Genomic DNA, 13,611 nt, shown 5'->3' with positions numbered 1-13,611 from the left:
GACAGGGTCTGGGTCCTGGTCGCCCACGCCGCGGGCGGCGGGAGCTTCAGGGTGACCGAGCCGATGCTCTGGGCGGTGCCGAGGTCGGCCTGCAGCCACTGCGGGAAGGCGTTGCTGTTCGACTCCCAGTAGGTGGCGGTGTTGTCGTCGTTGGCGTTTCCGGGCGGGAAGCCGCCGTTGGAGCTGCTCGCCGTCATCGTCGCGCCGAGGGCGAGGTTGGTGGTCGAGGTGATGCCGCTGCCGGAGAGGTTCACCGTCAGGGGGCTGTTGACGTCGTTGCTCGCCACCTTGACGGTGCCCGGACGGCTGCCCGAGGCGGTCGGGGTGAAGGTGACGTTGACCGTGCAGGACGCGCCGGCGGCCAGCGTGGCGCCGCAGGTGTTGGTCTGCGCGTAGTCGCCGGTGGTGGTGACGCCGCTCAGGGTCGCCGGGGCGGTGCCGCTGTTGGTGACGGTGACGGCCTGCGCCGGGCTGGTGGAACCCGACTGCCGCGACCCGAAGGACAGGCTCGCGGGTGAGGCGGTCAGGGCGACGCCGTTGGTGCCGCTGCCGGTGAGGCTGACGGTCACGGGACCGCCGGGGGCGCTGCTGGCGACCGTGAGCGTACCGGTGCGGGTGCCGGTCGCGGTCGGCTTGAAGGTGACGTTGACCGTGCAGGACGCGCCGGCGGCCAGGGAGCTGCCGCAGGTGTTGGTCTGGGCGTAGTCGCCGCTGACGCTCACCGAGCTGATCGGGGCCGCCGTGGTGGCTCCGTTGGAGATGGTGACGGCCTGGGCGGGGCTGGTGGTGCCGACCTGGCGCGCCTCGAAGGAGACCAGGCCGGGGGAGCCGGACAGGCCGCCCGTGGTGCCGCCGCCTCCGGGGTAGATGTAGTTCGGGTCGGGCCAGGTGCCGGTGCAGGTGGTGGAGGTGGGGCTCCAGCCGGTGTTGCCCGTGCCGACGGTCGGCGTGAAGCTCGTGCCGACGCAGTTGTGGATGGCGACGCCCGCGCCGATGTGGTTGGCCTTGACGTTGGTGAACGTCGTCGTGGCCCCCGACTGCGCCTGGATCATGTACGTGCCGGTGCCGTCGATGTTGACGTTGTTGAAGTTGACGGTCTTGGTGCTGCCCTCGATGAAGTGGATGGCGGCGTACGAGCTGTCGAGGATGTCGGTGTCGGTGACGTTGATCGTCGCGTTCACCGGTTCGTTGAGCCCGCTGAACCAGATGGCGCCGACGCCGAAGTGCCAGTTGTAGTCGTTGTTGCCCGCCCGGAGCAGGGTGTTGCGCGCGGCGGTGATCGTGCCGGCGACCGCGGTGCCCTGGCCGGAGTTGACGCCCGGGTAGCGGTTGGCGATGTGGATGCCGCCGCCGTTGGAGATCGTGTCGGAGACCACGTTGTCGGTGATCTTGATGTCCCTGCCGCCGTAGGTGACGATGTTGTTCGCCAGGATCGGCAGGATCACCGTGTTGCGGGTGAAGGAGTTGTTGACGTTCGGCACCCGCTCCGGCCACATGGCCAGGCCGTCGTCACCGGTGTTGCGCACGAAGGTGTTGGTCACCGTCGAGTTCGTCACGCCGGTGTGGAAGTTCACGCCGTCGGCCGTCTGGTCGAGGATGCGGCTGTTCTTGATGGTGAAGTTGTCCATCGGGCCGTCCATCCAGGCGCCGACCTTGGTGTGCTGCATCCACACGTTGTCCACGACCGAGTCGGTCATCGCGCCGCCCATGGCGTTGACCTGGTCGTTGTCCTCGCGCTCGGTGATCTCGCCGATGATGGCGAAGTCCTTCAGCGTGACGTTGCGGCTCGGGCCGCCGGCCTCCTGCGGCCGGATCTCGCCGCCGTAGCCACCGCCCTGGACGTACTTGCCGTAGACGCCGACGCCCCGGTTGCGCTGGGTGGGGTGGCGGCCGGTGAGCACGCTGTACCAGGGGCCGGCACCGGCCAGGGTGACACCGTCGACCACCACGTGGTCCCACAGGGTGTAGGTGCCCTCGGGGATGTAGACGACCTTGCCCTGGGCCTTTCCGGCGTTGACCGCGGCCTGGAAGGCGGCGGTGGAGTCGGTGGTGCCGTTGCGGACGGCGCCGAAGTCGTCCACCGACAACGACCCGGCGGGCCGGGCGATCTGGCCGGGGACGACCTCGAAGTCGGCCAGGTCGACGGTGATCGGGATGCCGCCGTTGGACTGCACGCGCACCTTGGCGCCCGCCGCGAGCGTGGACCCGAACATGGTCCGCGTCTCGTCGTAGAAGTGGTGGGGGTTGGTGTCCCCGGGGTTGTTGTTGAACGGGTAGCCGCCGTAGTACCAGCCGTACCGCGAGGTCAGGGCCAGGTCCTTGAGGTGCGTGCCGTTGACCCGCAGATCGGCTGTGGTGTTCTGACCGGTTCCCGCGGCGTTGTCCGGCACGCTGTAGCGCAGCGACATCGCGTTGGCCGGTCGGGTGAGGGTGAACTCCACGTATTGGCCTGCCCCGCTGAGCGTGACGGCCCTGCGGCCCGACGCCTCCGAGGGGAGGTGCCCGTATATGCGGTCGGGGCCGATCACCTGACCTGAGGTGACGGCGTCTTCGGCTTCGATCTCCGCGAAGGGCACGGTGGCGCCGCGCCCCGGGAAGTCGAACGGGGAGTCGGCTCGCGTGGCGGCCGATGCGGGGGTGGCGGGCACGAAGGCCGGCCCTCCCGCTGCCAGCGCCACGACCGTGGCGATCGTCCAGGCCTTCAGCCTGCCGGACTTGTTCATCGACTGACCCTTCATCCAACGAAGAGCCGGACGCTTCGCGGTCGGGTGACGCAGACCGGTGGTGCCCGGGGGGTACACACACCTTAAAATGACGAACAGATGTCTGCAAGATTTCAGCGGTTCTCTGCAATGTAACGACTGCATTGCGCTGTTTCCCCTACGGCCGTGATCACGAACCCCTAAGAGGCCTGGCGTGATCACGAACCCCTAAGAGGCCCGGCTCCTCCCGCCCTCAACCCGGGGTGCGGTCGCCCGGCTCCAGGTCGAGGGCGGAGGCCAGGTGGCGGCGGCTGCGGACGCCGAGCTTGTCGTAGGCCCTCCCGAGAAGGTTGGCCACGGTGCGCACGGACACGCCGAGGTCCGCCGCGATCGCCGGGTTGCTCAGGCCCGAGGCCGCCAGCTCGCAGACCTCACGCTCACGGCTGGTCAGCCTCGGGAAGGCGCGCGGCACCGCGTCCAGCCACGGGCTGTGGAAGCCGTCGCACCGGGCGGCGAGGTCGGCGAGCCGCGGGTCCGCGCTCCGCTGTCCGGGAAGCCGGGCGCTCGCGGCCAGGGACGCCTCCAGGGCCAGGCCGAGATATCCGAGGGTGGAGAACTCGGTGGCGACCGCGAGCAGCGATCCGGCGTCCCCGGTGGCGAGCGCGGCGGCGTGCCGGGCGAAGAGCTCGAACAGGGGGCTGTCGCAGCGGGCCGCGACCGCTCGCAGGCGCTCGGCCGCCTGGGAGGTGGGGCGGAGCCGGGCGTGGAAGTAGGCGCACTCGACGGCGGTGGTCAGCCGCGCCTCCGCCAGGTACTGATCCGCGAGCCGGCCGGCGAGGTCGGCCGCGTAGGCCAGTCTGCCGGAGTACGCGAGCAGGCGGATCCTGCTGAACTCGACCCGGTCGCGTACGCCCAGGTCGTCCGGGATCCGCTCGCGGAGCCGGTCGAGCTCGCGGTACGCCCCGCCGAGGTCCCCGAGGGTGGCGGCGCAGACGGCGTACTCGCAGCCGATGAACACCCGTACCGGGAACGGCGTGTGGTCGTCCACCAGCGCCCGCGCCTCGCGGAGCGGCGCGAGGGCCCGTCTCGGCTGACCGGCCCACATCGCGCACAGCCCCCGCTGGTAGCTGAGCAGGACGACCTCGGTCGGCTCTCCGCGACGCACGGCCCCCTCGTAGTACCGCTCGGTGAGCGGGACGGCCTCGCGGATCCTGCCCGCCAGCACGAGCGCGTAGCCGTGGCAGGCGGCGGCGGACCCGCGCATGGCGGGCCACCGTACGGGCAGCGGCGTCGTCCCTGCGAACGCCTCGGCCGCCCGGGCGGGACTGCCGCCGAACGTGAGGTGGTACGCCCGCAGCGTCACGGCGGCCTCGGCGACCAGCGGGTTCAGCCGCCGCTCGCGGGGCGGGGTCATCGGCACCAGGTCGAGCGAGCGCCGGGTGCCCCGCCTGGTGAAGATCGCGAGCGAGAGGTCGGCCACGTCCAGGTCCTCGCCGGGCGCCTCCCCCGACTTCCTGGCCCGGTCCAGCTCGGCCTGCGCGTCGGCCGGCCTGTTCAACCCCCAGAACAGGCTGAGCGACCGCAGCGCGCTGGTCTCGCCGCCGGGGCACCGCTCGGCGAGCAGGCGCTCGCCCTCCTCCGGCCGTCCCTGCGCGATCAGTGCCTGCCCGCGCAGGGCGGCGCCGCGAGGGCCGGGGATGTGGTGGGAGAGGTCCCCGGCCAGTGCGACGTCCCCGGCTTCCAGGGCCGCCTCGCCCGCCGCGACGGTCTGGTGGAGGGGCACGGGCAGGTCGGCCTGGAGGCGCCACAGCACCAGGCGCGGGTCGTCCGGCCCGGACACGCCCGTCTGTCCGGCGGCCGTCACCAGGTCCCGGTACGCCTGGCGGCGGCGGAGGGCGCCGAGCCCGGCCAGCAGCGCCTGCCCGTAGAACGGGTGCGCCATCGTGACCTGCCGCGGACGCCCGGCCGCCGGAGCGATCGCGGCGCGCTCCAGCAGCCGGGTCGTGACGTTCCGCCCGGCCAGGAAGTCCACGATCTCCAGGGGCAGGGATCCGCTGAGGGCGATGTACTCCAGCGCACGGTGCTCGTCGTCCGCGAACGTGCCGAGGTCGGCGGTGGCAAGCTCGCGCACGCGGGGATGGCCGAGCTCCTGCCCGCGCCACGACCAGACCTCGCGCTCACGCGCGAGGCGGCCGGTTTCGAGGCCGATCTCGACGGCGCGCCGCAGCAGCCTCGGGTTGCCCCGGGTGAGCCGCCACAGCATGTGCGCGGTGAGCCCGTCGACCTGCCCGCCCAGCACGCGGGCGAGCAGGCCGGACAGGGCGTCGGGGGAGAGCCTGGCGAGGGGCAGCACGGCCGGTCGTCCATCCCCGCCCACGTCGGGGACGGTGTCCTTTCGCGCGGTGAGCACCAGCTTGAGCCGCATGACTTCGGACAGGCCCGCGATGCCGGCGGCCGACGACGCGTCGAGATGGTCGGCGTCGTCGATCCCGATGACGACCCGGCGGCCCCGTGCGGCGGCGTCGGCGAGGCTTCCGGCGGCGGGCTCGCGGACGTCACCGTGGACGTGCAGGCTGGCGAGGCCCATGCCGGGGATGCCGGTGGTCGCCTCGGTGGCGGCCCCGCGCAGGACGAGCGCCCCGGTGCCGGCGAGCCGGCTCAGGACGAGGTCGGCGAGCCGGGTCTTGCCCACCCCGGCCTCGCCGACGAGGAGCACTCCCGGCCCCGAGGGGAGCGCCAGTACCCTGTGGATCTCCCGCACGATCTCGTCGCGGCCCACGGCGGGCCATTCCCCGGCGTGTGTCGGCATGGTCGGTGCTCGCCTCCCTGCCTCCGCTTCGGTGTCCCACCGGCGTCCCGGGCCCGTGGGGATCTCGGTTCTCGTTGCTTTCCCATTTTCGATGCGGAAGATTGACGCCGGATGAACTTCCTGTTCGGCGAGGAGGCCACGTGTGGCTAGGCGGCGACGTGCGGGACGAAAGGCTCACCGGGGGAGGAAGCGGCACACCCCCGCGCCTCCTGTGGCCCTTCGTCGGAAGGACGGCCGAGACCCTGGCCGTGGTGAGGCAGCTCGGGGCGCAGGGCGTGCCCGGTGTGCTGCTGGTGGGGCAGGCGGGGGTCGGCAAGTCACGGCTGCTGGACTCGATCGTGGCCCGCTGCCGCGACGAGGGGATGCACGTCGTCGCGGTAGCGGGGGCCGAGGCGTCCAGCGGCCTGCCGTTCGCGGCGGTGAACGCGCTGCTGCCCGATGGCGAGAACCACAGCACCGCGAACATCTTCGGCGCGGCCAGGAGCGCGCTGCTGGAGGCGGCCGGGGGCCGGGCGTGCGTGCTGGCCATCGACGACGCGCACCATCTCGACGAGGCGTCCGTGGTGCTGGTGCAGCATCTGGCGGCCACCGCCGGGGTGCGGATCCTCGCCGCGGCCAGGACCGGCACCCTGCGGACGCCCGCCGTCCTCGGCCTGCTGCGACGGCCGTACGTCCAGACCTTCGCGGTCCAGGCGCTGGGCCGGGAGGCCGTCACCGCGCTGCTGGGCGAGGCGCTGGAGGGGCCGGTCGACGGGCTGACCGTCGACAAGCTGTGGCGCGCCACCCAGGGCAACCCGTTGTTCCTGCGGCACCTGCTGGAGGCCTGCCTCGCCTCGGGCGGTCTGCGCAGGGTCAGCGCGGTGTGGCGCTGGGAGGGCAGGATGCCGGCGCACGGGGGACTGCGCGACCTGGTGGCGGCGCTGCTCGACGGGCTCACCTCCGAGGAGGCGCATGCCCTGTCGTGCGTGGCCCACGCCGAGCCCGTGCCGCTGGAGGTGGTGGAGACGCTCGTCGGCACGGCCGTGCTGGAGGAGCTCGAACGCAGATCCCTCATCGCCGTCGAACGGGTCCGCCGCGACCTGGTCGTACGGGTCGGGCATCCGCTGTACGGCGAGGTCGTGCGCGCCGAGACCGGCGAGGACCGCCGCAGGGACATCTACCGCTCGCTCGCCCGCGCCGTGACACGGTGGGAGGGGACGCCAGGCGACGCGGAGGCGCGGGCCGTCGCCTCCCGGCAGGGGGGTGACGCGGTGAGCTCCCCGCCGGGAACCTCGGGTGACATGGGCCTGCGGGCGGTGACCTGGCGGCTCGCGGCGGGCGACCCGGTGCCTGACCAGGAGGTTCTCGCCGCCGCCCGCGACGCGCTGGCCCGCCGCGACGCGCCCCTGTCCGAGCGGCTGGCCCGCCGCGCGAGTCCCGAGGCCGCCTCCGACGCGCTGGCACGGGCGCTGGTCGCCCAGGACAAGGCGGCCGAGGCCGATGACCTGCTCGCCAGGCGGATGGCCGAAGGGGAGGAAGTGGACGCGCCGGGCGAACGGGCGCGCGTCGCCGCCCTGAGGGCGCTCAACCTCTTCTGGAACCTGCGACGCCCCGCCGAGGCGCAGGCGGTCGTACGGCAGGCCCGCACGCTCGGCCCCCTGGACGGCCCGGCCGGGGCCGAGCTCCGGGTCGCGGAGCTGGCGCTGGACACCTTCGGCGCCAACGGGAACCAGCGCGCCCCGACCGGCCTGTCCGAGCTGTCCTCGCGGGTGGGGGACCCGGTGATCGCGAGCGTGTGCGAGCCGCTGCGCGCCTACCTGGACCTCTACCTCGGACGCCCGTCCCGGGTCGCCGACGACTACGCGACCGGGCGGCTGGGCGTCCCGGCCGTCTGGGGCGCGATGGAGGCGGCCACGACGGCCTGCGGCGTCCAGTCGCTCGTCCTGGCCGGGCGGCTCGGCGAGGCCTTCGCCGCCGCCAGGTCGGGCTACCGGACGGCCGTGGAGCGCGCCGCTCCTGCCGAAGTCACCCTGCTCGCCTTCGAGCTGGGCATCTGCGAGACCTGGGCCGGGCGCCCCGCCCGCGCGCTGCCGCACTTCCGGGAGGCCCGCGCGCTGCTGGAGGACCACATCCCCTTCCCGATCCAGGTCTACGTGTTCGCCGAGTACGCCGCCTGCCTGGCCTCTCTCGGCCGCGCGCACGAAGGCGGGCGGGTGCTCGGCGAGATCACCCGGCGACTGCCCGCCGAGTCGAGCCTTCATGATCACCTCCAGATGGCGAGGATCCGCATCAGCGCCCACACCGGAGCCTGGCGGGCCGCCGCCTCCGAAGCCGCCCTGCTGGCCCACCGGTACGAATCGGCCGGGTGGCTGACCAAGGCGTCGGAGACCCTGTACTACTCCGCACGGCTACGGCCCTCCTCACGCGTGGCGCAGGCCCTGCACGACGTCGCCGAGCGCGGCGACAGCGAACTGTTCCGGCTGTTCGCCCGGCACGCCCGTGCCGCGTCCGGCGCGGACGTCGAAGGGCTGGACGCGGTGTCCGGGGCGCTTGAGCATCGCGGGTACACCGGCGTGGCGGCCGAGGCCGCGTCCACAGCGGCGGGCGTCGCCGAGGCGCGGGGCGACGCCCGCCGGGCGGCGCGGCTGCGGACGCGGCATCGCCGGCTCGTCGAGCAGTGCGAGGGGTACCGGCCGCCCTGGGACAGAGCGGTCCCGGCGGCGGTGCTCAGCGGGCGCGAGCGGGAGGCGTGCGAGCTTGCCGCCGCCGGGCTGGCGAACGACGCCATCGCCGCCCGGCTCGGCCTGTCCCGGCGTACCGTGGCCAACCACCTGCACCGGGCCTACGGCAAGCTCGGCGTCCGCGGCAGGGAGGAGCTCCCGGACGCCCTGGGGCTGCCCCGGCCGGTCACGCCGGTGGGCCCGGTGTGGGGGCGTCCCGGTTGAGGCCTCAGGTGGCACCGAGTACGGCGGCTTCGGTGATGCTGGCCCAGTCGTTCTCGGGGTTCTGCCAGAAGGAGATCTTGACGTAGCGGGCGTCGCGGGGGCTGGTGGTGAACAGCCGGGTCTCCGGTGCGGTGCTGGTGCCGGTGCTTCGGCCTTCCCAGGTCTTGGTGTAGGTGGTTCCGTCGGTCGAGACGTAGACGGTGTAGTCGTTCCAGCGGACGTCGCCCTTGTGCCAGGCGACCTTGGTGCCGCACACGGTGCGGGTGGTTCCGAGGTCGAGGATGAGGGAGGCGCCGGATCCCTGTCCGGACCAGCGGGTGGCGAGGTTGCCGTCGATGGCCTGCGAGGGCGGGTTGACCGGCTCGTAGGTGGTGGCCGACACCCCGGTGGGTCGGAGCGCGGCGCCGCAGGAGCCCGGCGTCCCCCCGGCCGGGTCGATCTCGCGGACGCTCAGCTTGGCGACGTCGACGTTCGTGGCCGCGTCCCACCGGAACGCCGCCTTCGGGCCGCCCCAGGTGATCTTCTCGGACGTCCCGCCGCCGCAGCGGTTGGCGGTGCCTATGGGCCAGGCGCCCGTGTCGTCCCGGGTGGAGACCTTGGTCCAGCGGCCGTCGCCGGCGCGGTCGAGGTAGGCCTCCATCCGCACGCCGCCGGAGATGTTGTACATGACCACCTTGAAGCCGGTCATCGTGCCCTTGATGGAGGCGCCGCCGTTCTGGTACGGATCCTGCGCGTAGCCCGCGCCGCCGTCGTGGAACAGCTCCTTTTCGAACCTGACCGCCCCGTCGCGGTAGCGCAGGTTGCCCTTGTAGGCCGTTCCCCAGCACGCCTCGGGGGCGTCGCCCGTGCCGGTGTGGCGTCCGCCGCGCGCGTACCAGGTGAAGGCGTCACTGTCGTCGCCGGAGAGGTAGCGGACGTAGCCGGTGATCTCGACGTCCCGCCAGTCGCGGGCGTCGTGCATGTAGCCGCGCGTGCGCAGGGCGGGCTGGGACCAGACCAGGGTGTCCTCCTGGGTGTCCTGGTCGTAGGTCGTCGTGGAGACGCCCAGACGGGTCTTGACGTCGCGGACCTTGAACGTGCCGTCCGGGTTCGGCGTCAGCGTGGTCCCGTCGAGGCGGGGGTCGCGCGAGGGGTCGGCGGACAGGTGCCAGGCCTGCCCTCCCGCCTTGCTGGGATAGATCATGGCCACCCCGTCGACCGGATCCGTCCCGGCGGTGGGGGAGGCGGCCCGCGCCGCCTCGGGAGCCCAGGCCAGGCCGGTGAGCAGGGAGGAGCACAACGGGACCAGGGCCATGAGGGAGAGGAAGCGAGAGCTTCGCATCGACGTCGCCTTTCAGCGGGGGGAACCTCGGTGTGCGGCCGGGCGAGGAGCCGGAGCCCCCGCCCGGCGGGACGGCCGCGCCGCCGGGAAGGCGGCGCGGCCACTGGTCAGGAGCCGATCACGGCGGCTTCGGTGATGCTGGCCCAGTCGTTCTCGGGGTTCTGCCAGAAGGAGATCTTGACGTAGCGGGCGTCGCGGGGGCTGGTGGTGAACAGCCGGGTCTCCGGTGCGGTGCTGGTGCCGGTGCTTCGGCCTTCCCAGGTCTTGGTGTAGGTGGTTCCGTCGGTCGAGACGTAGACGGTGTAGTCGTTCCAGCGGACGTCGCCCTTGTGCCAGGCGACCTTGGTGCCGCACACGGTGCGGGTGGTTCCGAGGTCGAGGATGAGGGAGGCGCCGAACCCCTGTCCGGACCAGCGGGTGGCGAGGTTGCCGTCGACGGCCTGCGAGGGCGGGTTGACCGGCTCGTAGGTGGACGCGGAGGCGCCCGCCACGGGAACGGTGTTCGCGCAGTTCGGGCCGGGGGTCACGTCGGCGAGACGTGCGCGCTCGTCGCCCAGTCGCAGCGCGTCGTAGTACATGACGCGCTGGGTGAGGGTGGACTTCGGCTTCGAAGCGGCCCAGTCCCACTTGTAGATGCCGAACTTGAAGTACGGCGAGTGGGCTCCGCCGGCGAAGGTGGCCCCGGAGCGGCTCAGGACCGGGACGCCGTTCCGCCACACCTCCAGCACCCCGTTGCTGTCGGTGCGCCACTTGACGTGGAAGGCCCAGTCCGTCCACGTGCCCGTGCTGTACGGGCCGAGGTCGATGACCTCCCCCCGGAAGTCGATCTTCCAGTGACCGGCCTGGGTGAGCAGGGCCAGCGGGGGAGAGCCGCCTCCGCAGGTGTCGCAATGGTGCCACTGGCTGACGATCTCGGCCGCGACATCGCTGACCCAGCTCGACGGCAGGTTGAGGCTGAATCCGTACCAGCGGTCCGCGTTGAGCGGCTGGGTGTCGGATTGCGTGATCTCGGCCCGCTTGCTGCTTGAGGTGATCGGATCGCTCCTGTCGAGCTGGAACCGCGCCGCGTACGAGCCGTCCCGCACCGGGCTTCCCACCACGCCGACGCCGTGGGAGTTACCGATCTGTGTGAGGAACCCGCTGGGCGGGGTGCCGGGGACGGTCCGGTCGGCCGGGTTCTCCCAGTCGAGCGTCCTGAACACGCCCGCCGGATCGGCGCTCGCCGGCTGGGCGGGCAGCGTCGAGGCGGTGAGGCAGGCCGCGAACGCCGCCACCGTCAATGCCATGGATTTCTTCCAGGTCACTGGTGTCGTTCCTTCCCTGGTGGTGTGTCCGATCCCGTGCCACGCGCGCCCGGGATCGGGTCAGGTCTCCATCTCTTCGAAGCGTCGTGGAGCCCACGGGAAGCGTCATGAGTAAGCGATGCTCAACCGCGCGAGGGGGGCGCCGACCTGTGGACCAAGCAAGATCTTTGTGTGCTCCAGTCGATTCCAAGTCGGACAGGAGGTGGCCGGCCCGTGAGTCGGTCTTCCGGCGGGCCAGGCTCAAGGCCTCCCAGCTCGCCCACGCGGCCGAGCTCGGGTTCGCCATCCCGGAGACGGTGATCACCACGGACGCGGAGTCGTTCCTCGACTTCCACGACCGGCATGACGGCCGCGTCATCACCAAGCCGCTGTACGTCCCCTGGATCGAAGACGTCGGGGGCGGGGTCATCGTGAACCGGTTCTGCGAGCCGGTGCCGGCCAGGGACGTGGCCCACGCCCAGGGGCTGCGGTTCTGCCCGGTCATCGTCCAGGAACGGGTCCCCAAGCGGGTCGAGCTGCGGGGCACCATCGTCGGGCGCCGGATCTTCGCCGCGGAGGCCGGGCCGTACGGGGTCGGGGTGAACGTCGTCGCACCCGGCGCGGTGCGCACAGACGCCACGGCCCACACGACGACGCCGGAGGTGGAGAAGGCGCGCGCCGAGCGTTCGGTGCTGCACCGGATGCTCGAGCCCGAGGACGTGGCGAAGGTGATCGCCGCGGCCGTGGGAGGAGACTTTCAGGCGACGACCGGCATCCGCATCCCCGTCGACGGCGGTTTCCGCGTGCTTGCTCTCCGCTTCCCTGCGGCGCCGGTCATCGGTTGTGTGAGCCCCACGGGAGGTGGCATGCCGATTCGGATCCGGTCGCCACCGGGCGAACCTTCTCGCCGCTGCCGCGCCGCCACGCTCCATCGCCCGATTTGCCTTGACACCGGCGTCAAGGTTCTAACCTCACGGGAAGGTGGGCCGGTCTGTTCCGGACGGGGCCAGGTCGCGGAGACGGCCGCTCCGCGAGGAGCGAGGCCCGCCGCTCGTATGGTCTCCTCTGAGGTAAGGGATTCGGGTGAAAGTCTTCATCGTCGGCGCCAGCGGATACATCGGTGGCGCGATCGCCGACAGGCTCGTCGCGCAGGGGCACGAGGTCGTCGGACTCGCCAGGTCGGCCAAGGCGGCGGAGACCCTGGACGGGAAGGGCGTGCGGGCTTATCTGGGTGAGGTCGGGGACATCGAGCGGTGGATCGACCGGGCCGTGGAAGCCGACGCGGTGGTCTTCGCCTGGCGGGCGTTCGACCTTGACACGTTCCGCGAAACGGACACCGCCGCCGTCCGGGCGGTGCTCGCCCGTCTGGCTGGCAGTGAGAAGGCGTTCCTCTACGTGACGGGGTCGCTGGGCACCGGTGACACCGGCTCGGCCACCGAGGTCGACGTCGACACGCCTGATGACCCGCCGGTCTTCCTCGCTTGGCGCTCCGCCCTCGAAGCCGAGATCCGCCGCTCCTCCCAGGCAGGTGTCCGGTCGGTGGTCGTGCGCGCCCCCATGGTGTACGGACGCGCCAGCGGTTTCATCGCGGAATCGCTTCTCGCCGACGTCAGCACCTCCGGACGGGTGCACCACGTCGGCGACGGCGACAACCTGCTGGCCTTCGTCCACGTCGACGACCTGGCGGAGCTGTGCGTCCGGGCGGTGCGGACGGCACCGGCCGGCGCACTGTACCTCGCGACGAACGGGGAGTCCCTGTCCTACCGCGACTTCGCCGTGCGGGCGAGCCATGCCCTCGGCGCCGGTGGGGCCGTCGCCTCCGTCCCCCTCCAGGCCGCCCTGGCCGCCATGGGGCCGTTCGCCGAGGCCCTCACCTACTCCCAGCGCCTGTCCGGCGCCGCCGCGGGCAGGGAACTCGGCTGGAGCCCTGCCATGCACGGCATCGACACAGAACTCCGCCTTATTAAGGGATAACCCCACAGTTCCCTGAGCCCTCCATCGTGGCCATAGCTCCAGGACCTGGGCGTTCTCCGTGCAGAGCACGCCGCTTTGACGGTTGAAGGGGTCTGGGGATCGGTGAAGCCTCTTCCTCTTCGTTGAGGTTTTTGTCGTGGTGGTGAGGCCGAGAAGTCTGTGCCGGCCCCGGTCGGGGATGACTCGGTCCGGTGCCGGGCGCCGCCCTGGCAGAGGACGCCTGCTCACGCGGGGGTTGGCGCCGTACACCGGCTCAGGCGCCTTGACTGCTCGCCGGGCCGGGGTGGTCTCGCGTCGCCGGGCCTTGGGGCTCCGCCCGGTGCCGCTCCGGGAACGGCTGACCGTAGACGGCCTTGGGTTCCGGCGAACCCAAGGGTGCACAACCTCCCAGACCACCCCAACAGCCTGGACTCGACCTTTGGGTTCGCCTGAACTCTGGGATTTCACGGGGCTTGAGCAGCAACCGAACGGCCAGTCACGTTAAGGAGCCCGGTGAGCGGCTCGCGGTCACGTCCAGCGGAGTGGTGTATGAGTTGATCTCTGCGTGATCCTGTTTCTGCAGGTTAAGCGGTTAGTGTCTGCGGCTTCGGGTTTTGCT

6 protein-coding genes and 1 pseudogene are annotated in these 13,611 nt (G+C 72.1%); 3 read left to right on the top strand and 4 right to left on the bottom strand.

Translation table 11 applies throughout. The features are described 5' to 3' along the window. Together AB0B89_RS29770 and AB0B89_RS29765 are read right to left on the bottom strand one after the other, a co-directional pair. Positions 1–2,723, bottom strand: a 2,723-nt coding sequence (locus AB0B89_RS29770; protein ID WP_358559436.1) for a choice-of-anchor D domain-containing protein, incomplete at its 3' end; no start/stop codon positions are given. 232 nt (positions 2,724–2,955) lie between these two features. Further along, complete coding sequence (locus AB0B89_RS29765; RefSeq protein ID WP_358559434.1) at positions 2,956–5,511, bottom strand: LuxR C-terminal-related transcriptional regulator; 2,556 nt, start codon at positions 5,509–5,511, stop codon at positions 2,956–2,958. 140 nt (positions 5,512–5,651) lie between these two features. On the opposite strand from AB0B89_RS29765, the gene AB0B89_RS29760 reads away from it, so the two are divergent. Next, positions 5,652–8,435, top strand: a complete 2,784-nt coding sequence (locus tag AB0B89_RS29760; protein WP_358559432.1) for a LuxR C-terminal-related transcriptional regulator — start codon at positions 5,652–5,654, stop codon at positions 8,433–8,435. Positions 8,436–8,439: 4 nt separating this feature from the next. On the opposite strand, the gene AB0B89_RS29755 is transcribed toward AB0B89_RS29760, so the two are convergent. Beyond that, entirely contained in the window at positions 8,440–9,756 is a 1,317-nt protein-coding gene (locus tag AB0B89_RS29755) for a discoidin domain-containing protein (protein WP_358559430.1), read from the bottom strand. A 107-nt stretch (positions 9,757–9,863) separates the two neighbouring features. Continuing rightward, entirely contained in the window at positions 9,864–11,042 is a 1,179-nt protein-coding gene (locus tag AB0B89_RS29750) for a heparin lyase I family protein (RefSeq protein ID WP_358559428.1), read from the bottom strand. Between AB0B89_RS29750 and AB0B89_RS29745 the strand changes: the two are divergent. Continuing rightward, positions 11,036–11,827: pseudogene (locus tag AB0B89_RS29745) on the top strand (SDR family oxidoreductase); the annotation flags it as partial. The gene AB0B89_RS29750 and the pseudogene AB0B89_RS29745 overlap by 7 nt on opposite strands. A 295-nt stretch (positions 11,828–12,122) precedes the next feature. Beyond that, complete coding sequence (locus AB0B89_RS29740; RefSeq protein WP_358559426.1) at positions 12,123–13,013, top strand: NAD-dependent epimerase/dehydratase family protein; 891 nt, start codon at positions 12,123–12,125, stop codon at positions 13,011–13,013. Positions 13,014–13,611 lie beyond the last annotated feature (598 nt).

The organism is Sphaerisporangium sp. NPDC049002, from assembly GCF_040649355.1.
GTDB lineage: Bacteria > Actinomycetota > Actinomycetes > Streptosporangiales > Streptosporangiaceae > Sphaerisporangium.
This window is presented reverse-complemented; position numbering and strand designations above follow the sequence as displayed.